The sequence below is a fragment of the Actinoalloteichus caeruleus DSM 43889 genome, assembly GCF_000429185.2.
Lineage (GTDB): Bacteria > Actinomycetota > Actinomycetes > Mycobacteriales > Pseudonocardiaceae > Actinoalloteichus_B > Actinoalloteichus_B caeruleus.
Genome location: NZ_AUBJ02000001.1, coordinates 423717 through 449691, shown reverse-complemented (window position 1 = coordinate 449691; position 25975 = coordinate 423717). Strand labels below are relative to the sequence as shown.

Below are 25975 nucleotides of genomic sequence, written 5' to 3'. Positions count from 1 at the left end.
CCCGCCCCACCAGGACCGGCTGGCGATCCGCCTCAGCCCCGCTGCCCGGGAAGCAACTCCTGCGCCTTGGTCCGCAGCCCCTGCGCGATCATGTGGAAGGCCTCCGGGTCTCCCTTCAGCACGGCCTCCGTCACCGACCGCACCTGCTCGGCGGTGGCGTGCGGCGGGATCGGCGGCACCTCCGGGTCGCAGTGGACGTCGAGCACCGTCGGGGTGGCCGCGCTCAGGGCCCGGTCCCACGCCGCTCCGAGGTCCTCCGGATCGTCCACGGTGATCGCCGTCAACCCGAGCGAACGGGCGAAGGCCGCGTAGTCGACGTCCGGCAGGGTCTGCGACTCCTCGAACTTCGGGGCACCCCCCATCGCGCGCAGCTCCCAGGTCACCTGGTTCAGGTCGTTGTTGTGGAAGACGCAGATGACGCAACGCTGGTCCGACCACAGGTTCCGGTACCGGGCGATCGTGATGAGTTCGGCCAGGCCGTTCATCTGCATCGCCCCGTCCCCGACGAGCGCCACGACCGGCCGCTCGGGATGGGCGAACTTCGCGCCGATCGCGTAGGGGACCCCCGGCCCCATCGTCGCCAGGGTCCCGGACAGCGAACCCCGGACGTCACCGCGGATCCGCAGGTTGCGGGCGTACCAGTTGGCGGCCGAGCCGGAGTCGGCGGTGACGATCGCGTTGTCGGGCAGGCGCCTGGACAGCTCGGAGACCACCCGCATCGGATTGACGGGCCTGGCCGGAACGGCGGCCTGCCGGTCCACCGTGGTCCACCAGTCGGCCACGTTCCTCTCGATGGTCCCCCGCCACCCGGAGTCCTCGCGTCGCCGCAACAGGGGCGCCAACGCGCGCAGGGTGGTGGCGGCGTCGCCGACCAGGTTGACCTCGGTCGGGTACCGCATCCCGATGAAGCGGCCGTCGATGTCGATCTGCACGCCCCTGGCCTGCCCGTACTTCGGGAGGAACTGGGAGTACGGGAAGTTGGAACCGACGATCAGCAGCGTGTCGCAGTCCCGCATCATCTCGTAGCTCGGCCGCGTCCCCAACAGGCCGATCGCGCCCGTCACGTAGGGCAGGTCGTCGGGCAGGACGTCCTTGCCCAACAGGGCCTTGGCCACTCCGGCCCCGGTGAGGTCGGCGACCTCGCGGACCTCGGCGGCGGCGTTCCTGGCGCCCTGCCCGACCAGGATCGCCACCCGCTCCCCCGCGTTGAGCACCTCGGCCGCGGCGGCGATGTCGCTCTCCGGCGCCGACACGGCCGACCGGACGTGGCTGGGCGGGCTCGACGGGACCTGTTTGAACTCGTGCCGGGGCGGGGTGTACTCCTCCTCCTGGAGGTCACCGGGGACGATCAGCGCCGTGGGGGAACGCGACGCCTCGGCCGCCCTGATGGCCCGGTCCAGGGCGTTGGGCAACTGCTCGGCGACGTTGACCTCCACCAGGTACTCGCTGGCCACGTCCTTGAACAACGTCTGGAGGTCGACCTCCTGCTGGTAGCTGCCGCCCATCGCGCTGCGGTCGGTCTGCCCGACGATGGCCACCACCGGGACGTGGTCGAGCTTGGCGTCGTAGAGGCCGTTGAGCAGGTGGATCGCCCCGGGCCCCGAGGTCGCCAGGCACACACCGACCTGGCCGCTGAACTTGGCGTACCCCACGGCCTGGAAGGCGGACATCTCCTCGTGGCGTGCCTGCACGAAGCGGGGCTGGTTGTCAGCCCGGCCGAAGGCGGCGACGATGCCGTTGATGCCATCCCCCGGATAGGCGAAGACCTGCCGCACCCCCCAGTCCCGCAGCCGCCGAACCAGGTAGTCACCCACGGTCTCGCTCATGCCACACCCTTTCCTGTCGTTCCCGGACTCCGTGCGATAGGGGCGCGGCTGGTCGTTCCGGCGCTCATACCCCGACGACTGGGCCAGGAGCACCACCCACCGGGGAGGAGAGCCGCCGGTCGGTCCGGAACACCGAGGGCGGGCGCGACCACTCCGCCAGGTGTCCCCGGCCCGCGCTCTCCGCGACGCGGAGCGACCGCCACCCGTGCCCGAGGACTACCCACCAGCCTCCGGCTCACACCTGCCCGCCCTCGCGGGAACGTTCGGCCCGGCCCCGGCGGCAGGGCCACGGCGACGACTCCGCCCCCCTCACCCCAGACCACCCGCCAGGCCCCGTGCCCGCAGCACCGACCGCTCCACCGGGCGGAAGACGAGCAGTTCGATCCCCATGCCCACCAACAGGATCAGCAGGATCGCCGCGATCACCACCGGCATGTCGTTGAACGCCTGCCCCTGGCTGAGGTACGTGCCCAACCCGACCCCCAGCTGCGGCGAGATCGCGATGAGCTCGGCGGCCATCAACGATCGCCAGGAGAAGGCCCACCCCTGTTTCAGACCGCCCAGGTACCCGGGAAGCGCCGCCGGGAGCAGGACGTGCCGTGCGGCGGCCAGTCGCCGGGCGCCCAACACGCGGCCCACTCGGGGGAGGGCGGGGTCGATCTGGTCGATTCCCGACACGAGACCGTTGGCGATGGAGGGCACCGACCCCAACAGCACGACGAAGTAGATGGCGGCGTCGGTGAGGCCGAACCACAGGACGGCCGCCGGAACCCACGCCACCGAGGGCAGGCTCTGCAGACCGATCAGCAGCGGACCGATCGCCGCCCGCACCAACCGCACCCGAGCCACGAGCAGCCCCAACGGGGTCGCGATCAGGATTCCGACCGCGAACCCCAGCACGGCGCGGTGCACCGACGTCCACAGGATGCCCCACACCTGGCCGTCCTCCACCAGGGCCCAGAAGACCTCCCACACGGCGAGCGGCGCGGGCAACCGGTACTCGGGCAACCAGGCGGTCGCCCAGAGCGCCTGCCACAGAACGACGAGGGCCAGCAACGCCACCAGCGGGGGAAGCACCGCCGCCAGCCGCGTCCTCGACCGCCGCTCCGCCACGGGCATGTCCAGGGCGTCCAACCCGGCCCCGACATCGCCCTCACCCGATCGGGTCGAGGTTCCGGTCGGGTCCGGTTCAGACCGTGGCATGGGCGCTGATCACCTCCCGCAGCCGGCCGGTGATGTCACGGATCAGCCCGTCCCTGTCGGTCACGTCCGCCGTCCGCCACTCCTGGTGCACCCGACCCGGCCGGGACGAGAGCAGCACGACCCGCTGCCCCAACCGCACGGCCTCCTGCACGTCGTGGGTGACGAACAGCACGGCCATCCCGTTGGCCCGCCACACCCGGAGCAACTCCGACTGGAGGACATCCCTGGTGATGGCGTCGAGCGCCGCGAACGGCTCGTCCATCAGCAGCAGCGGGCACCCGGCACCGCCCGGCCCCATCTCACCGGCCCCGGCCGGTGGCGGCGTGTCGATCGACGCGAGCGCCCTGGCCAGTGACACCCGCTGCCGCATACCGCCCGACAACTCGTGGGGACGCCGGCCCCCGACACCCGACAGCCGCACGAGGCCGAGGAGTTCCTCGGCCCGCGCCCGACGTCGCGCCCGTCCCACCCCGGCCAGCCGCAGCGGAAGCTCCACGTTGCGCGCCGCCGTCAACCACGGCAACAGGGCCGCGTCCTGGAACATCATGGCCGGTCGGCGCCAGCCCGGGCTGATCGTTCCCTCGGTCGGGACGTCCAGGCCGGCGACCAGGTTCAGCATCGTGCTCTTGCCGCACCCGGACGCTCCGAGCAGGCAGACGAACTCCCCGGGACCGACCTCGAGGTCCACCCCGTCGAGCACCGGAACGGAATCAGCTCCCCGGCTGAAGGTCTTGCGGACGCCAGTGAGTCGCACCGCGTGGGGAACGCGGACGTTCGGGGTGAGCTGAGCTGTGGCAGTCATCGTCAACTCCTCGATGTCCCGGAACCGATGGCGGGACGAGTACGGCGGAGGGGCGCAACGGCAGTGCTCGGTGACGGGAAACCCGGTCAGCCACCTCCGTCGGTACCGACGGAGGACGTGGCCGCCGGCCCCGCCGCCGCCCGCTCCACCAGGGTCAGGTCGACGAACCCGTCGAGGTCGACGTCGTCCCGGAGGACACCGGCCGCGACGGAGTCGGCCGCGAGTTCCGGCAGGAGCTCGGGCAGCGGGTCGACCGTCATCTCGACGGCCTCCAGGGCCTCGGCCACCACCACCTCGGGCAGTTCACCGCCGGTGAGCGCGGCAACCGTGTCCTGGAGCAGCGTGAGCGCCTCCCCTGGCCTGGTCCCGGCCCACTCGATGGCGGCGAGCACACCCCGCAGGGCAGCGACCACGGTGTCCGGGTGGCGCCGGGCGAACTCGTCCCGCACCACGACCACCGTGCTGGGGAAACGTCCCCCCGGCCACAGGTCCCGCTCGTCGACCAACACCCTCGCCCCACCCGTCACCACCAGTCGGGACGCCCACGGCTCCGGCAGCCATCCGCCGTCGATCCGCCCCTCGCGGAACGCGTCCAACGTCTGCGGATTGGCCAGCTGGGCGATCCGCACCTCCCCCGCTCCGTCACCCACCCCCAACCCCTCCGAGCCCAGCCACTTGCGGAGCGCGATGTCCTGCGTCCCGGCCACCTGGGGGACCGCCAGGGTCCGCCCCCGCAGCTCGACCGCGGTGTCGATGCCCTCCCGCACCACCAGTCGCGCACCGCCCGACACCGCGCCGGCCACCAACCGGACCTCTCCCTCGGACTTGGCGTAGGCGTTGATCGCCGGACCGGAACCGAGGAACGCCAGGTCCACCGACCCACCCAGCAGGGCGTTGACCAGACCAGGCCCGGCATTGAAGGTCTGCGGGACCAACTCGGTGCGGCCCAGCTCGCGTTCGAGGAAGCCACCGCCGACGCCGAGCAACGCGGGAGCGTGCGTGACGTTCGGGAAGTAACCGATCCGCAACTCCGCCGCCGGGCCCTCGTCCCCCACCGAGGACGGGGTGGAGGCCGCCCGAGCACACGCGCCACACGCCACCGCCGTCACCAGCAGGAGCACGCCCCACGCCCGCCACCAGCCGACCGGGACCCGGTTCATGACGACCCGACGCCGTCAACCGGCTCACCCCGTCCCGCCGGCCGTGCGTGGCCGGGCAGCGGCAGCGGGCTCCCCACCAGCCCCGCCGCCAGGGTCGACCCGTCGACGGGGTCCATGACCAGGAAGGCGCCCGTGCGCCGGCATGCGCGGTAGTCGTCCACGGCGAGCGGACGCGCGGTCCGGACACGGACCCGGGCGATCTCGTTCAGGCGGACCGAATCCGGATCGGCCGTGCTCTCCAGCCGCTGCTCGTCGAACCGGGCGAGCAGATCGGCCACCAGGGCGTGCACCGTCCGGGTACCGTGCTTGACCAACACTCTCGCGCCCGGGCGCAACGGCTGGTCGGCGAGCCAGCACACCGTCGCGTCCAGTTCGTCGGTCAGGCGGGGCGGCCGGTCGACGGCGGCGAACAGGTCGCCACGAGCGATGTCGACATCCTCGGACAACAACACCGTCACCGACTCGCCGGCCACCGCGCGGGGAACGTCCCCGTCCGCGGTGTGGACCCGGTCCACCCTGCACCGCTGGCCGCCCGGGAGGACCAGGACCTCGTCGCCGGCGGCCACCGAACCGGCCGCCACCTGGCCCGCGTAACCCCGGTAGTCCGGGTGCTCGGGGGTCCGTGGCCGGATCACGTACTGGACGGGGAACCTGAACGGCGCGTTCGGCCGCTCCTCCTCGGCGGGAACCGTCTCCAGGTGCTCCAACAACGTGGGCCCCTGGTACCACGGGGTGCGGTCGGAGCGGTCGACGACATTGTCACCGACCAGCGCCGACACCGGAACGCTCAGCACGTCGGCGTCCTGGTACCCCAGGGCGGCCGCGTGCGCGGTGAAATCCTTGGCGATCAGCACGAACGTCTGCTCGTGGTAGTCGACCAGGTCGATCTTGTTCACCGCCAGCACCAGCCGGGGCACGCCGAGCAGGGCCAGGACGGCGGCGTGCCGACGCGTCTGTTCCACGACCCCCTTGCGGGCGTCCACCAGCAGGACCGCCAGCTGGGCCGTGGACGCACCGGTCACGGTGTTGCGGGTGTACTGCACGTGACCGGGGGTGTCGGCCAGGACGAAGGACCGGCGGGGCGTGGCGAAGTAGCGGTAGGCGACGTCGATGGTGATGCCCTGCTCCCGCTCGGAGCGCAGCCCGTCGACCAGCAGGGACAGGTCCGGCGTCGCCAGGCCCCGGTCCACGCTCGCCCGGTGCACCGCGTCGAGCTGGTCAGCCAGCACCGACTTGGTGTCGTAGAGCAACCTCCCGACGAGGGTGGACTTGCCGTCGTCCACGCTTCCCGCCGTCGCCAGCCTGAGAAGTTGGCCCATCAGAAGTACCCCTCCTTCTTGCGGTCCTCCATGGCGGCCTCGGAGAGCCGGTCGTCGGCGCGGGTCGCCCCGCGCTCGGTCAACCGGCTGGCCGCGACCTCGTCAATCACCTCGTCCACCGTCGAGGCGGTGGACTCCACCGCCCCCGTGCAGGAACCGTCACCGACGGTGCGGTAGCGGACCGTGGCGCGGCGGACGGCCTCACCGTCCCGAGGCCCACCCCACGGCCCACTGGTCAGCAACATCCCGTCGCGGGCGAACACCTCCCGCTCGTGGGCGAAGTACAGGGAGGGCAGCGGCACGCCCTCCCGCGCGATGTAGGCCCAGACGTCGAGTTCGGTCCAGTTCGACAGCGGGAACACCCGGACGTGCTCCCCGGGCTGGTGGCGACCGTTGTACAGGTTCCACAACTCCGGGCGCTGCCGGCGGGGCTCCCACTGGCCGAAGGAGTTGCGCAGGCTGAAGACCCGCTCCTTGGCCCTGGCCCGCTCCTCGTCCCGGCGGCCCCCGCCGAAGACCGCGTCGAACCGGTGCTCGGCGATGCTGTCCAGCAACGGCACCGTCTGGAGCGGGTTGCGGGTGCCGTCGGGGCGTTCGACCAGTCGGCCGTCGGCCAGCCAGTGCTCGACCTCGGCGACGACCAGCCGCAGGCCGTGCTCGGCGACCAGGCGGTCCCGGAACTCCAGGACCTCGGGGAAGTTGTGCCCGGTGTCGACGTGCAGCAGCGGGAAGGGCACCGGCGCCGGCCAGAACGCCTTGATCGCCAACCAGACGAGCAGCGTGGAGTCCTTCCCACCGGAGAACAGGATCACCGGCCGGTCGAACTCACCCGCGACCTCCCGGAAGACGTGGATCGCCTCCGACTCGAGCGCGCGCGGAGCGGGTGCCGTCCGGGACTCGGCCGCACCCCCACCCGCGGGGGTTGTCGCGTGGATGGTCATCTCGACTCCTCACGTGTGGAGACCGCACTCGGTCTTTCCTCTGCCGGACCAACGGCCACTGCGCGGGTCCGCCCCCGGCGCCGGGCGGGCCGTGCACGGCGCGCACCCGATGGAGGGGTAGCCCTCCCCCACCAGTGGATTCCTCAGCACGCCGTACCGGTCGACGTAGTCCTCGAACTGGTCGTCCGACCACGCCGCGATGGGGTTGACCTTGACCAGGCCGTTGCCCTGGTCCCAGGAGACGACGGGGATGGCGGACCGCGTGGTCGCGTCCACCCGACGCATTCCGGTCACCCAGGCCTCGTAGCCCGACAGGACCGCGCGTAGCGGCGCGACCTTGCGCAGCGCGCAACAGCGGTCCGGGTCGCGGTCGTGCAGGGCGGGGCCGAGCTCGGCGTCCTGTTCGGCCACGGTCCGGGCCGGCACCGCGTTCACGAGGCGGATGCCGGGGTAGACGGCGGCGACGGCGTCGCGCGTCCCGATCGTCTCCGGGAAGTGGTAACCGGTGTCGAGGAACAGGACATCGACGGTGGGGCGGTGCCGGACGGCCAGGTCGACCAGGACGGCGTCCTGCATGTTCGACGCGACGATCCACCGTTCGCCGAACGTGTTCGCGGTCCACTCGAGCACTTCGTCGGCCGACGCGTCGGCGAGCGAGGCCGCGTCGGCCTCCACACGTGCGCGCAGTTCGTCCTTCGTTCTCACTGGCATGGTCCCTCACTGCCGAGGATGAACGTTTTCGTGATTCACGGGGAATGTGGGCACACCACCGGGAACGACGTCGTCACCGACTCGAACAATCCCGAGGAGCAGGCGGGGAGAATTTCACTCCAACCACATCCGCGAACAGGGAGACAGTAGCGCCCCATTCAACATCCTGACACTAGTCCAACCCAGTGATTCATTCACGACAATCCGCTACCGAACGTTTGCTGTCCACCCGATGGCGCACTTCCCCCTGGTCCGGACAACGCAGCGGGAACGGCCCTGGACAACTTCCTAACCGAAATGTCGAGCACCCCTCCAACCAGGACATACACCAGTACTAACCCCTTCGTTCACCACCGCTGAACACAACCGAACCCAACGCGTAAGAATTAACAGTGTTTCCTCCGTGTTATCCCAGGAGGGAAACTTGTCCCAATGCTCCGTTCGGAGTATATGAACAAGGATTCGGAACGCGGGCGGAGGCGCCGTCTTATCTCCGCTGCCGACCACCAGGAGCCATCGGGGCCGCCATTCACCGGCCGGGTTTCGTGCCATCGGGAATCAGACGACGAACCTGACCATCAGGTAGGCGGTGCCGGCGATGAGCAGGGTCGACAGGAATCCGAGAACCACCGCGCGGCCGCCCGCCCGCACGAGCGCCCGGACACGCACCCCGGTGCCCAGGGCGAACAGGGCGGCGGCCAGGAGCAACGTCGTCAGCCCCTCGGCCAGCTCCAGCAGGGCGTCCGGGACCACCCCGGCCGCCCGCAACCCCACCATGACCAGGAAGGCCAGCACGAAGGGCGGCACCAACGGAGCGCGCCCGCTCGACCCAGCCGGTTCCCGCCGGCGCTCGACGAGTCCGACGGCGGCGACCACCGGAGCCAACAGGACCACGCGACTCAGCTTGACCAGTGTCGCGGTCGTGACGGCGGCCGCTCCAGCGGGGGACGCCGCCGCCACCACCTGCGCCACCTCGTGCACCCCCAGACCTGCCCAGGCGCCCAGTTCCACACCCGACAGCCCCAGGGGCGGCCCCAGCAACGGCACGGCCAGGATCGCCAGACTCCCGTACAGGGTCACCAGGGCCACCGCCGTGGCGACCTCCTCGTCCTCCCGCCGCACCACCCCCTCCACCGCCGCGATCGCCGACGCTCCGCAGATGGAGAAGCCGGTGGCCACCAGCAGCCCCAGACCTCGCCCCACCCCGAGCAGCCGCGCGAGCGCGACGGTACCGAGGAACCCGACGGTGACGGTGACCACGACGGCCAGTAGGGTCCCGGCGCCCAGCCGCAGGACCTCGGGCAGCGCGAGCTGGAGCCCCAACAGCACCACACCCACCCGCAGCACCCGCTTGGCGGCCACCGTGAGGCCTGGTCCGGCGGAAACCGGCACCAACCCGGCGTTGCGCACCAACACGCCCAGGACGACCGCGGCCGTGAGCACACCCACCGCCGGCAGCACCAGGTGGAAGCCGAAGGCCACCAGGACCCCAACCACCGCCAGCAGCAGACCAGGCACGAGCTGGCGGCCACCTCGACCGGACTCACGGGACAACCGCTGGTCGGAACTCACACCTCCGATCCTCAGCGCCACCGGCACGGCGCGGTAGTGATCAGCTGGCTGCCTACTCATACCCTGTGGGCATGACCCGCCTGCCCGACCCCGACTCCCTCCGCCTGCTGGTGCTCATCGCGGAACTGGGCAGCCTCGGACGCGCCGCGACCGAACTCGGCGTCGCACAGCCCTCGGCGAGCAAGCGGCTCTCCGCGCTGGAACGGCTCCTCGGTCTGGTCCTGGTCGACCGGACGCGGCGGGGCTCCACCCTGACACCGGACGGCGTGCTGGTGGCGGGGTGGTCACGACGGGTGCTCGACGAGATGGCGGCGCTGGCCACCGGCGCCGACGCCCTGCGCGCCAAACGGGACGCGGAGTTACGGGTCGCGGCGAGCATGACCCTGGCCGAGCACCTGGTCCCCGCGTGGATCGGTGAACTCCGCCGACACCGCCCTCAGCTCTACGTCGGTCTGCAGGTCATCAACAGTGAGCAGGTCATCGAGACGGTCCATGCCGGCGAGGTCGACCTGGGCTTCGTCGAGACGCCGAGAACCCCGCCTGGTCTCGCCACCCGCGTCGTCGCGCAGGACCGACTGGTCGTCGTCGTCACCCCTGGGCACGACTGGGCGGATCGGCCCGAACCGCTCGCCGTGGCCGAACTGTCCGCCACCCCTCTGGTGCTGCGGGAGCACGGGTCCGGCACGCGGGAGACCCTCGACCACGAGCTGCGCCGGGCGGGTGTTCCGGCCGCGACCGCGCTGGTGGAACTCGGTTCCGCGACGGCGGTACGTGGGGCGGTGGTGGCGGGAGCCGGCCCCGCCGTGATCAGCGAGCTGGCGGTCCGGGCCGATCTGGCGGACGGGCGCCTCGTCCAGGTGGCCGTGGCCGATCTCGACCTCCGGCGCGCGCTGCGCGCCGTGTGGCCCCGGGGGCGTCGCCTGTTCGGGCCGGCGGCGGATCTCCTCGCCGCGACCCGCTCGGCGCGGTGACGGCGTCCTCGGGAGCGGCCGGTTCGGGCCACCCCTGTGGAACCGGTGTCCCGATGAGCCGCCCCGCCCCCGGTCGACCGCCGTTCAGGGGACGATCGAGTCCACGTAGCCGCCGTCCACCCGCACCGCGGCTCCCGTCGTCGCGCTCGCCAGCGGCGAACTCAGGTAGACGACCAGGTTCGCGATCTCCGCCGGTTCGATGAGCCTGCGCAACAGGGACTGGGGCCGGTGGTCCCGCATGAAGGCGCGCTGGGCCTGCTCCCAGGGGACGTCCGGGCCCACCCGTTGCCGCACGAGTTCCTCGACGCCCCGAGTGCGCGTGGGACCGGCGATCACCGAGTTCACCGTGACTCCGCTGCCGGCGGCCGCCTTGGCGAAACCCCGCGCCACCCCGAGCAGGGCGGTCTTGGACACGCCGTAGTGGATCATCTCCTCGGGGATCACGATGGCCGAATCACTGGCGACGTGGAGCACCCGCCCCCACCCCCGCCGCATCATCCCCGGCAGACAGGACCGGGTGAGCCTCACGCCGCTCAGCACGTTGGTGTCGAAGTACCCGCGCCACTCGGCGTCACTGATCTCCAGAGCCGGCTGGGCTCCGAAGACGCCGAGGTTGTTGACGAGGATGTCCACCTCGGGCAGCAGTTCGGTGAGCGCGGCCGCTCCCTCGGGGGTGGTCACGTCAGCGGGAGCGGGCACCACGTCGGCACCGGGTACCTCGGTTCGGACCCGGTCCGCCGCCTCGGCCACCGTCCCGGGTCGCCGCCCGTTGACCGCGACCCGCGCCCCGGCCTGCGCCAGGCCCACGGCGATCGCGGCCCCGATGCCCTGCGTGGAGCCCGTGACCAGCGCGGTCCGGCCGGTCAGGTCAAGCCTCATCACCGCACCTCGTTCCGGCATCCCGGGGTCCAGGGTTCGGCGTTCATCCTGCCGGTTCCTCCTCCTCTCCGCAGCGCTCGACGAGGGGTGGGTGGGAGCTGGTGCCGGGACGGGGAACCGCTGCGGGAGGGCGCCGGAGGGTGGCTGAGCGCGTGGGGTGGTGGCATCGGCTTCGCGGGAGCGCTCGAAGCTTGAATTTGGTTGACACTGAAGCGACGGCGAGCACAAGGAAGAAGGAAGCTCCGGGCCTCCGGCGTCGCCGACTCGCGGATGCCGGAAGGGCGGCCGCGTTGGCCGGGCCGCCCGGCCAACGCGCGGTCCCGAACGACGCGGAACCGGACGCCCTGCCGCACGACGCCACGAGGATCCGCCGGGTCCCGCCGCGCCCACACCGCCGGTCGGGATCTCGACCGAGGACGATCCCCCACTCGGCGGCTCCCGCCGAGTGGGGGCGGGACGCACGGCCCGCCAGGCTCAGGCCGGTCGCGCCCCCGGGACGAGTCCAGGACCAGCCGCCCCGAGATCCTGGTCACCCCGCGACGGCCGAGGCCCGCCCGAACGGGCACGACCGGCCGGCGCCCGGACCAGGCGAGCCGGACCCCGGCGCCGGTTCAGAGCTCGACGAGGACCTTGCCCCGGTTCACGTCCCGGTCGACGTAGAGGCTCCGGTAGGCGGCGGGGATCTCGTCGAAACCGTGCCGGACGGTCTGGTGGTAGGTGATCTCGCCCCGGCGCACCAGCCCGCCCAGTTCCTCGTGCAGCGCGGCCCAGTTCTCGTCGGTGAACCATTCCAACGAGAAGATCCCTCGGATGGTGGTGCGGGGGAACATGATGTACGGCAGAAGACGGGGTCCCACGTGCTCGTTGGCGATCTGCGCCGCCCACTGCCAGCACACCGCGACCTGGCTGTAGACGTTCAGCTGGTCGAAGACCGCGTCGGTGACGTTGCCGCCGAGGCAGTCCACGTACCGGTCGACCCCGTCGGGCGCCGCCGCCGCCAGGGCGGCGCGCACCGACTCGGCGTCATCGCCCTGGCTGTAGTGGACCACCTCGTCGAACCCGAGCTCCCGCAGGTAGTCGGTCTTCTCGGGCGAACTCGTCGTGCCCACCACCCGGGCTCCGGCCCGCTTCGCGAGCTGCCCCACCAGCGATCCGACGGACCCCGAGGCACCGCTGACGACCATGGTCTGGCCCGGTGAGACGGTCATGAACCTGTTCATGATCCCCCAGGCCGTCATGCCCGGCCCGCCGAGCACGCCCAGGGCGGTGGACAGCGGAAGGGTCTCGTCATACCAGGCTGGGTCCAGCCGCCGGTAGTCGGGGAACACCATCGGGAACGTCCCGGTCTGCCACAGCTCGGCCGCACCGTCACTGACGAGGTGGCTGCGCCAGCCCCCGAACCCCTGCACCAGGTCCCCCACCCGGTGCGGTGCGCGGGGCCCGGCCTCCACGACCTCCATCACGGAGTCGGCGCCCATGTGGTTGCCCACCGGGGTGTCCAGCGCGATCCCTTGCAGGTAGGGGTCCACCGAGACGTACAGGGTCCGCAGCAGCATCTCGTGGTCCCGGAGGCGGACGTCCACCTCCTCGACGACCTTCTCGTAGACCCGTCCGACGTCGGGGACACCCTCGACGTGCTCGCGAACCACCCACTTCTCGACCTTCAACGCACACTCCCTGTCACGGTGATCTCGGTATTCGGCGCCGCGGCGGGCGCGGCCGCCGGTCCAACGGGAATGACCACATGGGTCGGTGGGGGCGCCGACTCGTCGACGCTCGCGGTGAACTCCCGGCCGTCGTCCCGGCACACGAACTGCATGACGTGCCGTCCCGCCGCTCCAGCGCGGATCAGGCCGCCCGTGGTCGCCCACACCCCGGACTGGTAGAAGTTGCGCAGCCCGGGGAGCCCGGGCCCGTACTTCTTCACCAGTTCCTCCAGCGTCTCGCCGCTGTCCACGAACGGCTGCCACCCGAGGACCGTGCCGTCGTAGTTGCCCGTGTACCGGACCTGGGTGAGCGGGGTGGACATGTCGCGGACGGCCACCGCCTCGGTGAGACCCGGGTACCGCTCCTCCAGGAAGCGGGTGATGGCGTCCCGAACCCGGCGTTTGGCCTGGTGGTACTCGCGCCCCCGTCGGACCGGGAGGGTGTGCAGCTCCTCCCCTCGGCGGACGCGCACCTGCTGCGCCGGCCCCTCCGCGATCTCCCGCCACGGCTCGATGTCGCAGAAGTACGTGGCGTAGACGACGCTGGTCTCCTCCGGGGACAACTCCGGGTAGTGCCGGCTCCGGAACTGCACGTTGATGCTGGCGTGGCGGATGCCGAGGAGGTCCTTCGCCTCCTCGTCCTCCAACAGGTACGTCGTGCACGGGTCGCCCTCAGGGAAGGGCCGCCGGAGACCGAGGAACAGGGTGAAGTACCCGGGGAAGACCATGCCGGGTTTGGTGATCGTGTCGGTGTAGAGCTGCCGGTACTCCTCGTTCAGGTAGCGCCCCTTGAGGAACTTGGTCATCGTGGTGTGGCCGTCGGCGGCGGAGACCACGATGTCGGCCCGTTCCTCCCGCCCGTCGCTGAGTCGGACGCCCACCGCGGTGTCGTTCTCGACGAGGATCTCCTCGACCTTCGCGTTGTAGGTGACCGTGCCACCCAGCCGGCGGTAGCGCTGTTCGATGGAGGTCGCCAACCCGAGGGACCCGCCCTCGGGCACCCCGGCGGACTGGTTGGCGTGGGAGGCGAGCTGGAAGTAGAACGGCAACACCGGGAAGGCGGGGTGCCGCTCGTAGAGGATGAAGTTGAAGGCCTCGCGCAGCAGGGGGTCCCTGAACTTCGACGAGTAGTCCGACATCAGCACGGAGATGGACTTGCGGACCGTGTTGAAGTAGGGGGCGAAGGAGGCGAACATGCGCAACTTCTGCCAGGTCGTCATCAACCCGACCGGTTTCAGGAACGGGTACACGTTGATGGCCTTGCGGAACCTGCGCAGTCCGTGGCAGAAGTCCCGGATCAGCCGGGCGTCCCCAGGGGAGAGCTCCAGCAGGTGGGCCTCCAACCGGTCGGGGTCGGAGTAGAAGTAGACCGCTCGGCCGTCCCGGCCCCGGACGATGTTGAAGACGTCGAAGTGGCGCATCTCCTTGCCCTGGAGGGCGCCGAGCTCCAACCAGATCTGGTGCATCTCGTTGCCGGGGCCGTTGCCGAGCAACCAGCTGATGCAGCAGTCGAGGGTGTAGTTCCCTCGGTCCCAGGCGGTGCAGCACCCACCGGGGATCTCGTGCATCTCGAACATCCGGGACTCGTAGCCGTTCATCTGCGCGTAGCACCCCGTGGACAGACCGCCGAGGCCCGCGCCGATGATGATCATCGTCTTTCGTGTGTGCTCTGGGCTGGGCATGCGTGGTGGCTCCTTGGTTCACCGGCGCCTGGCTACCGCACGGGCCGTTGGTCGAGTTGGGGCAGGGAACCGAGGCGGTCGGGATGCCACGGCTCGACGTTGGCGCTCTCCTCGGCCCGGAACCCCAGCCCCAGCTCGGCGCAGAGGTACTGGGTGACGAACCGGCCCGTGGAGGCGGCCCGGATCAGCCCCCCCATTCCCACCCACTGCCCGGTCATCCAGAAGTTCGCCAGACCGGGCAGTCGCATCCGGTCCTTCGCGATCAGCTCGTTGGCGACGTCCTCCGCGTCGGAGAACGCCTTCCACGCGAGGATGCTGCCGACGTGGTTCCCGGTGTAGCGCAGCGTCGTCGCGGGCGAGGCGATGTCCACGAGTTCGATCCGGTCCCGCAGGTGCGGCAGGCGGTCCACGAGCACCGTGCGCACGAAGTCGGCGAGTTCGCGCTTCCTGGCCCAGTAGGCCTTCCGGTCGGTGCTCCGCAGCTCGGCCCAGTAGTGGAAGTCGCTGAAGTAGGTGCAGTGGATGACCGACTTGCCCGGTGGCGCGAATCCCTCCGAGTAGTGCGAGCGCAGCTGCACGACCAGGCTGGGTTGGAGGGCCCCGGGCAGCCGCTCCGCCTCCTGGTCGCTGAGCAGATAGGTGGAGCTGTGCGGGTCGGCCGCGTCGAACTCGCCGTCCACCCCGACGAAGGCCGACACCACCGCGGGGAACAGGATCCCCGGCCGGTCGATCAGTTCGTCGTAGAGGCGCTCGACCCGGGGGCTGGTGTACTCGCCGCCGAGCAGCTGGTAGATCGTCGTCTGCCCGTCGCAGGCCGAGACGACGTGGTCGGCGTAGTGCCGCTCACCTCCCTTCAGCTCCACTCCGACCGCCCGGCCGTCCTCGACCAGGACGCGCTCCACCCGGCTCCGGTAGTCGATCCGCCCGCCCAGACCGGTGTAGCGGTCCTCGATGGAACGCGCCAGGCCCAGCGAGCCGCCCTGGGGGAACCCCGCGTTCTGGTGGTAGGCGCTGGCCATGTTGAACAGGAACGGCAGCACCGGGAACGTCTCGGGGTCCTGGAAGAAGATGTTGCGGAACGCACGGCGCAACAACGGGTCCTGGAACCGGTCGGCGAAGGTGTGCATCTGCGTCGCCGCGGTCCGCCAGAACAGCCGGAAGCGGGGAAGCACGGTGCGCAGGGTCCGGAGCCGCTCCCGCAGGGTCCGGAGGGGCGGCGGCGTGAGGAAGGGGTACAGCTCGAACTCGGTGAACCGCCGCAGGTCCCGGCAGAAGGACCGGATCAGCGGCGCGTCCACCGGGGACAGCTCGGTGAGGTGCCGTTCGAGGCGGTCCGGGTCGTTGTAGAAGATGACCTCCCGCCCGTCCTCGTCGACGACCCGGTTGAACATCTCGAAGTTGGTGATGGTCTTGCCGTCCAGCGCCCCGAGTTCCCGCCACACCTGGTTGGCGTCGTTGCCCGGCGCCGTTCCGATCAACCACTCGATGCAGTAGTCGAAGACGTAGCCCTCGCGGGCCCAGGCGGTGCAACAACCGCCCGGCAGGACGTGCTTCTCGAAGATCCGGGTCTCCAGGCCACTCATCTGGCCGTAGCAGCCGGTCGCCATCCCGCTGACACCCGCGCCGATGATGATCACCCGGGGCGGTTCGCCTGGCACGGGATCGCGGCGTTCCCACACCGGTCGCCTCTCACGCGGCATCGACGACACCCCCGGCCAGCAGGACGCGCAGCAGGTCGGCGTTGGCCTCGGCGTGCTCCTGGTCGAGCATCTCCGCGTGCGTGCCCGATCCGCGCAGCACGGTGGTGCGGGTCCTGGAGCCGCCGTACCAGCTGCCCGGGGCGGTGGCCGCGTAGGAGTCCACGCGGTCCTGGTCCGAGACGAGGGTGATCGGGGCGACGATCGTGCCGGTGTTGGGGGTGCGGCTGGAGAACTCCAGGTAGTCCCTGGCCTGGCTCATCGTCTCCTTGCTCACGATGTCGGAACCGGTGTGCCGCCTCAGGTGGTCGCTGAGCTCCTCCTGGAAGACCGCCAGGTGTTCCTCGGCCAGTTCGAAGGTCTCGGTCAGCCGGTGCGAGTCGAGGATCACCACCTCCCGCACCACGCGGCCCCGGGCCTCCAGTTCCCTGGCCACCTCGTAGGCGAGGTTCCCGCCGAGGGAGTACCCCAGGAGGAGCAGCTGGCCCTCCTCCCGCAGGGACTCGACCAGGTCGGCGTAGCGACCCACCTTGTCGTCCCCGGTGAGGTAGTTGAAGGCCACGAGCCGGTACTCGTCGAGCTGGGCCGCGAACTGCCGGTAGACCAGACCGTGCCCGCCGGCCGGTGGGAAGCAGAAGACGGTGTCGTCCCGGTCGGGGTTGAACCGCAGGTAGGGCAGCGCTCCCTCGGTCCGACCCGTCACGATGTCCTGCACCGCGCTGGCCATGCCGTGCAGGGTCGTGACCCGGAAGAGCTGGCTCACGGGGATGCTGACCGCGAACTCGTTCTGGAGGTGGTAGATCAGTTCGATCAGCTTGATCGACCCGCCGCCCAGTTCGAAGAAGTCGTGGTGGAGGCCGACCCGCTCCACGCCGAGCAGTGCTTCCCAGTGCGCGGCCATCCTGACCTCGTACAGGGTGGTGGGGGGCTCGTAGGGCTGTTCGTCGTCGGCGCCGTCCGGGGCCGGGAGGGCGGCGATGTCGACCTTCCCGTTGGGGGTGAGGGGCAGCGCGTCCAGCTCGACGAGGTGGGTGGGGATCATGAAGGTGGGCAGGTACTCGGCGAGGTGCCTGCGCAGCTCGCGCCGGTCGAACCCGACGTCGGGCACGGCGACGCAGTAGGCGCAGAGGACGTTCTCCCCCCGGCCGTCCGCGCGCACGGTGACCACGGCCTCGGACAGCCCGTCCCACGAGGTGAGCCGGGACTCGATCTCGCCGGTCTCGATGCGGTGACCGTGCACCTTGACCTGGTTGTCGACCCTGCCGAGCAGTTCCACCCCCCCAGCCGTGTCCCAGCGGGCGAGGTCGCCGGTGCGGTACAGCCGCAGCGCCGGGGCGTCCGGTGCCGTGCCGAGCACCCGGGTGACGAAGCGCGCGTCGGTCTGCTCCGGGTCACCGACGTAGCCGTCGGACACGCCCTCGCCGCCGATCCACAGCTCGCCCGGCACCCCCGCGGGGGTCGGTTCGCCGCGCTCGTCCAGGATGTACAGCTCACTGCCGGGCAACGGCCGTCCGATCGGGACCATCTGCCCGGGTTCGAGGTGGTCCACCGAACCCTCGAAGTAGGCGCTGTCGATGGTGGTCTCGCTCAGCCCGTAGGAGTTCACCAGGCGGGTGCTGGGCCCGCACAGGTTCCGCAGCCGCTGGTACTCCTCGACCTTCCAGGCGTCGGAACCGACGATCAGCAGGCGGAGGGAGTCGAGCCGCTCCCCCTCGTTCTCGCAGTAGGTCGCCAGGGTCCGCACGACCGCGGGGACGAACTCGCCGCAGTCCACCCGCTCGGCGAGGATCGTCCGGTGCAGACGTGCCGTGTCGAACAGCAGGTCGCGGTCCACCAGCACCAGGGTTCCGCCGGAGCAGAGGGCGCGGACGAGGTCACCGGTGAAGACGTCGAAGGAGAAGCTGGCCATCTGGAGGTGCACCCGCACCTCGTCGTCGAGCCGGTACTCGGTGCGCCAGGCCTCCTGGACCGAGGCGAGGTTGCGGTGGCTGACCCGCACCGCCTTGGGCCTGCCGGTGGATCCGGAGGTGTAGATGACGTAGGCCGGCGAGTCGAGGTCGACCGGTGCCGGCACGAACCCGGGGTCGGGGTCGGCGGCGAGCTCGTCGAGGGTGACCACCGCGCAGGGCAGCGCGGTGAGCCGGTCGCGGACCGGCGGGTCGGCGACGACCAGCGCGGCGGAGGCCGTGCTGACCATGTAGTCGAGGCGCTCGGCCGGGTACCCGGGGTCGAGGGGCAGGTAGGCGGCGCCGGTGCGGAGCACGGCCAGGACGGTGCAGATCAGCTCGGGTGACTTCTCCTGGCAGAGCGCGACCACCGCTCCGGGGCGCGCTCCCCTGGCCCGCAGGTGGCCGGCGATCTCGTCGGCCCTCCGCATCAGTTCCCCGTACCGCAGCTGCTGGCTGGGGCCGTCCTCGACGGGCAGGGAGACCGCGACGGCGTCGGGCGTCCTGGCCGCCGCCTCGGCGATGAGGTCGTGGACCGGGCGGCGGGCGGCCGCCTCGATCCGGTTCGCCCCGCTCCAGCCGTCGAGGATCTCCGCTCGTTCCTCGGTACCCAACAGCGGCAGCCGGTCGACCGGCTCGGCGGGCGCCGCCGAGGTCAGCCCGGTCAGCAGGTTGACGTAGTGCTCCGCCAGTCGCCGCATGGTCCTGGGGAGGAAGAGGTCGGTGTTGTACTTGAAGACGCAGTGGAAGCGGTGCTCGGCCTCGTCCTCGTAGGCGGAGAGGGTGAGGTCGAACTGTCCCTCCTCCTCGGGGAGGTCGATGTAGTCGAGTCGGTAGCCGTACTTCTCGGTGGCCACCCGGTGGACGAGGAGGATGAACATCGCTTGGAACACGGCGGAGCGGCTGGGGTCGTGCTGGAGACCGAGCTCGTCCACCAGCAGCACGAAGGGGTACTCCTGGTTGTCGAGTCCGTTGAGGACCGTGCCGCGGACCCGGTCCAGGAGTTCGGTGACGGAGGGCGCGCCCCCGAGGTCGACGTGCAGCGGCAGCGGGTTGACGAAGTACCCGTAGACGGAGGAGAACTGCTGCTCGGTCCGCCCGGTGACCGGGCTGCCGACGATCACCTCGTCCTGCCCGGAGTGGCGCTGGAGCAGCAGGTAGTAGGCGGCGATGAGCACCACGAAGACCGTGACGTTGTGCTCCCGGGCCAGTGCGTGCACCCGGGCGGTGAGGTCCTCGTCGAGCGTGAAGAACTCCGAGGCGCCGTTGTGGGTCTGCACCGGTGGCCGGGGCTTGTCGGTGGGCAGGTTCAGGATCGGTACCTCGGCCGGCAGGTGGTTGAGCCAGTACTCGCGCATCCGGCGCGCGTCCGCGCTCGCCAGGAACCGGTTCTGCCAGTTCAGGAAGTCGAGGTACCGGGCGCCGACCGGGGCCAACCCGGCCGCCGCGAGCAGCTCGGCGTCGGCCGTGCTCCGCCCGGTGGCCCGCATCGTCTCGTAGGTGGCGAGGAGCTCCTCGATGAAGGTGAAGGTGGAGATCGCGTCCGAGATGATGTGGTGGACGGCCTTCATGATCAGCCAGCGGTCCGGCCCTCGGCGGAACAGGCGGAACCGGACCAGCGGATCCCGCTCCAGGTCGTAGGGCCTGCGGTACTCGTCGATGATCATCTGGTAGATCTCGGGCCACGCCGTGTCGGCCACGTCGAACAGGGCGACGTCGGCCTCCGCGCGCGGGCAGACCCGCTGGACGGCCTGCCCGTCCCGCAGCAGGAAGTTCGTGCGCAGGCTGGGATGCCGGTCGATCAGCGCCCGGACCGCCTCGAACATGAGTTCCGGTTCGAGCTCGGTGCGGACCTCCACGGCACCGCCGATGTTGTAGGCGAAACCGTCGGGGTGCAGCTGCTTGAGGAACCACAGCGCCTTCTGGTTCTGCGTGAGGGGGTACTCGCCCTCGTCCTGGTACACCTCGATGACGGTGGCATCCGGGCCCTGGTCGCCGTCCTCGGCGACGAGGTCGCGGACCTGCGTGTGCAGGCCGTCGAGCAGTTCCTCGATCGGTGAGCTGCTGAGCAGGGCCACCACCGGCAACGCGACACCGAGCTCCGTGTGCAGTCGGGTGCGCAACTCCATCGCCAGCAGCGAGTCCAGCCCCAACGTGTTCAGGCTCGAGTCGGGTTCCACCTGGTCGGAGCGCACCCGCAGCACCGAGGAGGTGATCTCGGTGAAGCGGGCACCGAGCAGATCACGCCGCAGCTCCTCGTCCGCCGCGCGGAACTCGTCGAGGAAGCTGCTGGTCCCGGCGGTGGCTCCGGCGCCTCCGGACGCGGCCAGGTCGGCGACCAGGGGCGGTGGCGTCGTGTACCAGGCGAGGAACACCGGCCAGTCCACCACCGTGGCGACCAGCAGCTGGGCCTGGTCCAGACCGAGGACCCTCTCCAGGACGGCCATCCCGGCCTCGGGGGCGAGGGAACTCATCCCCCGGCTGACCCGGTAGTGCTCGATCAGGCCGAGTTCCTCGATCATGCCCGTGGCCCACGGCCCCCAGTCGACGCTGAGCGCGGGGAGCCCCTGGGCGCGCCGGTGGTGCGCGAGCGCGTCGAGGAAGGCGTTGCCGGCCGCGTAGTTGCTCTGCCCGGCCGTGGTGAGCAGCGAGGCGATCGAGGCGAACAGGACGAAGTGTTCGACGGGGTCGTCGAGCAGGTGCTTGTGCAGCAGGTAGCCGCCCACGACCTTGGGGTCGTGCACCGCGTCGAAGGTGTCCCGGTCCATCTCGGGCAGGAGGGTGTCCCGGACGTGACCGGCGAGGTGGAAGACACCGCGGATGGGCGGGGCGCCGCTCCGGCGGTGCTCGACCAGCCAGGACGACAGCGCGTCCTCGTCCGTCACGTCGACGGGGGCGATGACCGGCTGGGCGCCCAGCGCCTCCAGCTCGCGCACGAACCGGACGGTCTCGGCCTCGCGGGTGGACGGGTCCAGTTCGCTCCAGCGGGACCGGTCGGGCAGCGTCCTCCTGGCCACGAGGACGAGCCGGCGCGCCCCCCGGTGGACCAGGGTCCGGCACAGCAGGCGCCCGAGCGCGCCGAACGCGCCGGTGACCAGGTAGCTGCCGTCGGCGCGGAGCCGGGGCGGCAGCGGCCGGGTCAGGTTCTCGGGCGGGCGGAGCCGGTTGGTGTGCCGCTGGTCGCCGCGCAACGCGACCTCGTGCTCGTCGTCGACCGCGAGTTCCCGCAGCAGGGCCTCGGCCTCGGCGTGGAGGTCCGGCCCGGTGTGCTGGGCGCCCGGGTCGAGATCGACCAGCTTGCCCCGGTTGTCGACGAGCTCCTGGTACCAGAGGACCCGTGCCACGCCCCAGGAGGGCGCGCCCAGCGGCTCGACGGCCTCGTCGGCGCGTACGGCCTGAGTGCCCCGGGTGACCACGTGGAGGCGGGCGGAGGCCCCCTCGTCCGTCAGGGCCTGGGCGAGAGCGAGGAGGGTGTAGGCACCGAGGCTGGTGTGCTCGGCGAGGTCCTCCCGGCCGGTGTCGGCGAGGTGGGGCAGGTCGAGGTTCCACAGGTGGACGACGGTGTCGAAGCCGCCGTCGGCGGCGGTGTCGGCCAGCAACGCGCGCAGGTCGGTCCGGGATCCGGGGGCGACGGTCGACTCCGGTCGCTCGGCGCCCAGCGTGTAACCCGGCCCGGGTCGCACCAGGTGCGCTCGCCCGCCCCGCCCGGTGACCAGGGCGGCCAGGGCCTCGCCCAGCCCACCCCGGTCCGCGAGGATCAGCCAGTTCCCCGGCGCCGCTGGGGTGTCGGCGGTCCGGTCGTGCTCCCACGGGGCCTCGACCCAGGTGGGGGTGGCCAGCCACCCGTCGATCGTGGAGACGCTGACGGCGGTGGAGGCCTTCTCGACGTCGGCGGCCCGGAAGTCGCTGACGCGGCCGAGCGGGGTGCCGTCCTCGGTGTAGAGGTCGATGTCGCCGATGAGCTCGTCACCGTCACCGACGCCCAGCCGCGCGTGCGCCCACAGCGCACGGTCACCCACCGGGTCGACGCGGACCTCGCCGATGGAGAGGGGCAGTCTGATCCCGGTGTCGAGCCGTTCGGCCTCCGCGCCCAGCACGAAGGGGGTGAGCAGCGTCTGGAAGCAGGAGTCGAGCAGGACCGGGTGCAGATGGTGGTCCTCGGCGTCCGCGCCCAGGTCCCGGGTCGGCCGGATCCGGGCGAGGGCCTCCCCGGACCCGATCCACACCTCCTCGATGCCCTGGAAGGCAGGGCCGTAGTGGTAGCCGGCCTCGGCCAGTCCCGTGTAGCACGCCGTGGCGTCCAGGTGCCGGCTCGCCCGGTCGCGGACGAGGTCGACGTCCAGGGTGGAGCTGAGGCGTCGACGCTGGCCGGCCCGGACCACCCCGGTGGCGTGCACGGTGGGTTCCGCTCCGGCGTCGGCGACCGTCGCGATCCGGAACTCGGCGCCGGAGGAGGAGAGGGAGAACTGGACGGTGCGCACCTCGGAGTCGGGCAGGAAGAGGGCCTTGCGGAGCTCGACGTCCGCGACGGTGGCCCGCGCCCCTCCCGTCAGCGCGCGGACCGCCTGGTGCGCCATCTCGACGTAGCCGGCGGCGGGGAACAACGCGTTGCCCTGGATGCGGTGGTCGTCCAGATAGGGCATGGTCTCGACGTCGAGCCGCGCCTCCCAGGTCGGCTCGGCGTTGCCGGTGCGGCGGCCGAGCAGCGGGTGGTCGACCTCGCCGAGCCGGATCTGGCGGACCGGTTCCGGTTCCACCCAGTAGCGGTCGCGCCGCCAGGGGTAGCGGGGCAGGGCCACGGTGGACCCGGTGGGGTGGATCGTCGCCCAGTCGATGGCCACGCCCAGGTTGTGCAGCGCGGCGAGTGACTGGGTGAACCGCTCGACCTCGCCCTCCTGCCGTCGGATCGAGGGGATCGTGCGGCCGTCCACCCCGTGCTCGCCGAGGCATTCCCTGATGGAGTGGGCGAGGACCGGGTGCGGCCCGACCTCCAGGAACACGCTGTACCCGTCGGCGGCCATCCGGTCGACGGCGGCCCGGAACCGGACGCTGTCGCGGACGTTCTTCCACCAGTAGCCGCCGTCGAGTTCCGTGCCGTGAGCCCGTCCCTCCTCGCCGGTCAGGTAGAGCGGGAGCTGGGCAGGGCGCGGGTCGAGCTCGGAGAGGGAGGAGAGGAGGTCCTCCTTGATCGGGTCCATGCGAGCGCTGTGGTAGGGCACCCGGACGGTGAGGAACTTCGCGAAGATCTGCTCGTCCCGCAGCGCGCCGGCCAGTTCGGCCAGCGCGTCCTGGTCGCCGGCCAGGGTCATCCCGGTCGGGCTGTTGACGGCGGCGATCGAGACCCGGTCGCCGTAGGGGGCGACCCGGCGGGCGGCCTCCTCCTCGGCCAGGCTGACGGCGAGCATCGTGCCGGTCCCGACCAGCTTCTGCTGGAGCCGGGACCGGTGCACGGCGACCCGCGCCGCGTCCTCCAGGGTGTAGACGCCGGCCTCGTGGAAGGCGGCGATCTCCCCGGTGCTGTGGCCGACGATCGCGTCGGGGTGGACTCCCCGGGATCTCCAGAGGGCCGCCAACCCGACCTGGACCGCGAAGTTCGCCGGCTGCGCCAGCCAGGTCTCGGCCATCTGGGAGTCGGACTCGCTGGCGTTCATCTCCTCGATCAACGACCAGTCGGCGAACAGCCGGAGCGCGGCGTCACACCGTTCCACGGCCTCGCGGTACACCGGCTCCGACTCGAAGAGCTGGCGGCCCATCGCCCACCACTGCGGTCCCATGCCGGTGAACACCCAGGCCAACCGGCGGTCCCCCGCGTCCCGGCACTGGTCGACGAGCAGGTGTGGGTGCGCCTCGCCCCTGGCGAACTCGGCGAGGCGGTCCTGGAGGGACTCCCGGGACGAGTAGACGACCGACAGGCGGTGCTCCAGGTGCTGGCGGCGGCGGGCGAGGGTGTGGCCGAGGTCGGCGAGGCTGACGGGTTCGTGGTCACGCGCGAGTTCGGCCCGGATGTTCGCAGCGAGCTCGGGCAGCGCCTCGGGGTCACGGGCGGTCAGGGGCAGGATGCCGAACTCCCCGGGCGTGGAACGCTCCACACCGGACGCGCGGACCGGTGCCTCCTCGAGCAGGACGTGGGCGTTGGTGCCGCCGAAGCCGAAGGAGTTGACCCCGGCGCGGGCCGGCCCCTCGTGCTCGGGCCAGTCGGTGACCGAGGTGGGGATCTCGTAGGGCAGGGAGTCGAGGTCGATGGCCGGGTTGACCTGGTCCAGGTTGATGTGCGGCGGGATCGTCCGGTTCTCCAGGCACAGCACCGTCTTGATGAGGCCGGCGATCCCGGCGGCGGACTCCGTGTGCCCGATGTTCGTCTTGACCGAGCCGACGTAGCAGCGCGTTCCGGGTGCCCGCCCGACGGCGAGGGCGCGGCCGAGCGCGTTGGCCTCGATCGGGTCACCCACGGGGGTGGAGGTGCCGTGGGCCTCCATGTACTGGAGGTCGCCCGGTTGGATGCCCGCGTCCGCGCAGACCCGTTCGATGAGGCTGACCTGGGCGTCCGGGTTGGGGACCGTGATGCCGTTGGTCCGGCCGTCCTGGTTGACACCGCTGGCTGTGATGACGGCGTGGATGGGGTCGCCGTCCCGGATCGCCTCGTCGAGGAGCTTGAGCGCGACCACTCCGACTCCCTCGGCACGGACGTAGCCGTTGGCCGACGCGTCGAAGGTGCGGGACCGGCCGTCCGGCGACAGGAACCCGCCCTTGGTCTCCGCGATGGTGTACTGCGGGGTGAGGTGCAGCAGGGTGCCGCCGGCCAGCGCGAGCTCGGTCTCACCCCGGCGCAGGCTCTGGCAGGCCAGGTGCACCGCGACCAGCGAGGAGCTGCACGCGGTGTCGATCGAGACGCTGGGTCCCCGGAAGTCGAAGCAGTAGGAGATCCGGTTCGACACCATCGTCATCATCGTGCCGGTCGCGGTGTGGGCCGCGAGGGTCTCGAAGCTGAGGTCGGCGAACTGGAGGATCTTGTAGTCGAGGGTGAAGGCACCGACGAAGACACCGATGTCGCGGCCGGCGAGTTCACCGGGGCGTTGCCCGCCGTCCTCGAGCGCCTCCCAGGACACCTCCAGCAGCTTCCGCTGCTGGGGGTCCATGTGCTCGGCCTCACGCGGGCTGATCCCGAAGAAGGCGGGGTCGAACTCGTCGAAGCCGTCGATGTACCCACCTCGGCCGCCGACCAGGCGTCCGGGCTTGGCCTTGTCGCGGCTGCCGAGCGTCCGCACGTCGTACCGGTCGGCCGGGGTGTCGGTGATGCAGTCCTTGCCGGCCAGGAGGTTCTGCCAGAACGTCCGGTAGTCGGAAGCGCCGCCGGGCAGCCGGCAACCGATACCGATGATCGCGATCCTGTCGCCGGTTGGGGCGTTACCTAAATCCGTCACCGTGAAGTCCTCGGGTCGTGGCGCCGTGTTACCTCGTGACGGCGCCGGGGAAGAGTGGGCGTGGGCTGCCCGCGCTGTTGGCCGGGCGGCCGGACAAGGTCACCGGCACCGGCGGCCGACCACGGTCAGTGGCGCCGGG

Annotated in this window: 14 protein-coding genes; 1 reads left to right on the top strand and 13 read right to left on the bottom strand. The window is 71.2% G+C overall.

All coding sequences use genetic code 11. The annotated features are described in order from the left end of the window. Positions 1–32 precede the first annotated feature (32 nt). The 8 genes from G443_RS01870 to G443_RS01835 form a co-directional block, all read right to left on the bottom strand. The gene (locus G443_RS01870) at positions 33–1826 is read right to left on the bottom strand and encodes a thiamine pyrophosphate-requiring protein (protein WP_026420699.1); all 1794 of its coding nucleotides are present in this window, start codon (positions 1824–1826) and stop codon (positions 33–35) included. A 309-nt stretch (positions 1827–2135) separates the two neighbouring features. Beyond that, the gene (locus tag G443_RS01865; protein ID WP_026420700.1) at positions 2136–3029 is read right to left on the bottom strand and encodes an ABC transporter permease; all 894 of its coding nucleotides are present in this window, start codon (positions 3027–3029) and stop codon (positions 2136–2138) included. Further along, positions 3016–3831 (bottom strand): ABC transporter ATP-binding protein, encoded by an 816-nt coding sequence (locus G443_RS01860; protein WP_026420701.1) that lies wholly within the window; start codon positions 3829–3831, stop codon positions 3016–3018. The genes G443_RS01865 and G443_RS01860 overlap by 14 nt, the downstream gene beginning before the upstream one ends. 86 nt (positions 3832–3917) lie before the next feature. Beyond that, the gene (locus G443_RS01855) at positions 3918–4991 is read right to left on the bottom strand and encodes an ABC transporter substrate-binding protein (protein WP_051314412.1); all 1074 of its coding nucleotides are present in this window, start codon (positions 4989–4991) and stop codon (positions 3918–3920) included. Then, positions 4988–6310 (bottom strand): sulfate adenylyltransferase subunit 1, encoded by a 1323-nt coding sequence (locus G443_RS01850; protein WP_051314413.1) that lies wholly within the window; start codon positions 6308–6310, stop codon positions 4988–4990. The genes G443_RS01855 and G443_RS01850 overlap by 4 nt, the downstream gene beginning before the upstream one ends. Next, positions 6310–7251, bottom strand: a complete 942-nt coding sequence (cysD, locus tag G443_RS01845) for a sulfate adenylyltransferase subunit CysD (RefSeq protein ID WP_103056567.1) — start codon at positions 7249–7251, stop codon at positions 6310–6312. The genes G443_RS01850 and cysD overlap by 1 nt, the downstream gene beginning before the upstream one ends. A 9-nt stretch (positions 7252–7260) precedes the next feature. Then, positions 7261–7962, bottom strand: coding sequence for a phosphoadenylyl-sulfate reductase (locus G443_RS01840; RefSeq protein ID WP_035292695.1), 702 nt, complete (start codon positions 7960–7962; stop codon positions 7261–7263). A 558-nt stretch (positions 7963–8520) separates the two neighbouring features. Continuing rightward, positions 8521–9516, bottom strand: a complete 996-nt coding sequence (locus G443_RS01835) for a YeiH family protein (RefSeq protein WP_372493003.1) — start codon at positions 9514–9516, stop codon at positions 8521–8523. 89 nt (positions 9517–9605) lie between these two features. On the opposite strand from G443_RS01835, the gene G443_RS01830 reads away from it, so the two are divergent. Then, complete coding sequence (locus tag G443_RS01830; protein WP_026419762.1) at positions 9606–10505, top strand: LysR family transcriptional regulator; 900 nt, start codon at positions 9606–9608, stop codon at positions 10503–10505. An 84-nt stretch (positions 10506–10589) separates the two neighbouring features. Here G443_RS01830 and G443_RS01825 read toward each other — a convergent pair whose 3' ends face one another. From G443_RS01825 to G443_RS01805, 5 genes are all read right to left on the bottom strand, one after another. Further along, positions 10590–11384 (bottom strand): SDR family NAD(P)-dependent oxidoreductase, encoded by a 795-nt coding sequence (locus G443_RS01825; RefSeq protein WP_026419763.1) that lies wholly within the window; start codon positions 11382–11384, stop codon positions 10590–10592. Positions 11385–11995: 611 nt separating this feature from the next. Next, complete coding sequence (locus tag G443_RS01820; RefSeq protein WP_026419764.1) at positions 11996–13051, bottom strand: MDR family NADP-dependent oxidoreductase; 1056 nt, start codon at positions 13049–13051, stop codon at positions 11996–11998. After that, positions 13048–14772: a phytoene desaturase family protein gene (locus tag G443_RS01815; protein WP_026419765.1), complete on the bottom strand. Its 1725-nt coding sequence runs from the start codon at positions 14770–14772 to the stop codon at positions 13048–13050. The genes G443_RS01820 and G443_RS01815 overlap by 4 nt, the downstream gene beginning before the upstream one ends. 32 nt (positions 14773–14804) lie before the next feature. Further along, positions 14805–16472 (bottom strand): phytoene desaturase family protein, encoded by a 1668-nt coding sequence (locus G443_RS01810; RefSeq protein WP_026419766.1) that lies wholly within the window; start codon positions 16470–16472, stop codon positions 14805–14807. Next, on the bottom strand, positions 16462–25836 hold the full coding sequence (locus G443_RS01805) for a non-ribosomal peptide synthetase/type I polyketide synthase (RefSeq protein WP_026419767.1): 9375 nt from the start codon (positions 25834–25836) through the stop codon (positions 16462–16464). Before G443_RS01805 ends, G443_RS01810 begins: the two co-directional genes overlap by 11 nt. Positions 25837–25975: the final 139 nt, after the last annotated feature.

Excerpts from the sequence above, each read along its gene's own strand:
- G443_RS01825 (WP_026419763.1), bottom strand. The coding sequence starts at position 11,384 with ATGAGGCTTGACCTGACCGGCCGGACCGCGCTGGTCACGGGCTCCACG.
- G443_RS01860 (WP_026420701.1), bottom strand. The coding sequence starts at position 3,831 with ATGACTGCCACAGCTCAGCTCACCCCGAACGTCCGCGTTCCCCACGCG.
- G443_RS01810 (WP_026419766.1), bottom strand. The coding sequence starts at position 16,472 with ATGCCGCGTGAGAGGCGACCGGTGTGGGAACGCCGCGATCCCGTGCCA.
- G443_RS01815 (WP_026419765.1), bottom strand. The coding sequence starts at position 14,772 with ATGCCCAGCCCAGAGCACACACGAAAGACGATGATCATCATCGGCGCG.
- G443_RS01855 (WP_051314412.1), bottom strand. The coding sequence starts at position 4,991 with ATGAACCGGGTCCCGGTCGGCTGGTGGCGGGCGTGGGGCGTGCTCCTG.
- G443_RS01850 (WP_051314413.1), bottom strand. The coding sequence starts at position 6,310 with ATGGGCCAACTTCTCAGGCTGGCGACGGCGGGAAGCGTGGACGACGGC.
- G443_RS01865 (WP_026420700.1), bottom strand. The coding sequence starts at position 3,029 with ATGCCACGGTCTGAACCGGACCCGACCGGAACCTCGACCCGATCGGGT.
- G443_RS01830 (WP_026419762.1), top strand. The coding sequence starts at position 9,606 with ATGACCCGCCTGCCCGACCCCGACTCCCTCCGCCTGCTGGTGCTCATC.
- G443_RS01840 (WP_035292695.1), bottom strand. The coding sequence starts at position 7,962 with ATGCCAGTGAGAACGAAGGACGAACTGCGCGCACGTGTGGAGGCCGAC.
- cysD (WP_103056567.1), bottom strand. The coding sequence starts at position 7,251 with ATGACCATCCACGCGACAACCCCCGCGGGTGGGGGTGCGGCCGAGTCC.
- G443_RS01870 (WP_026420699.1), bottom strand. The coding sequence starts at position 1,826 with ATGAGCGAGACCGTGGGTGACTACCTGGTTCGGCGGCTGCGGGACTGG.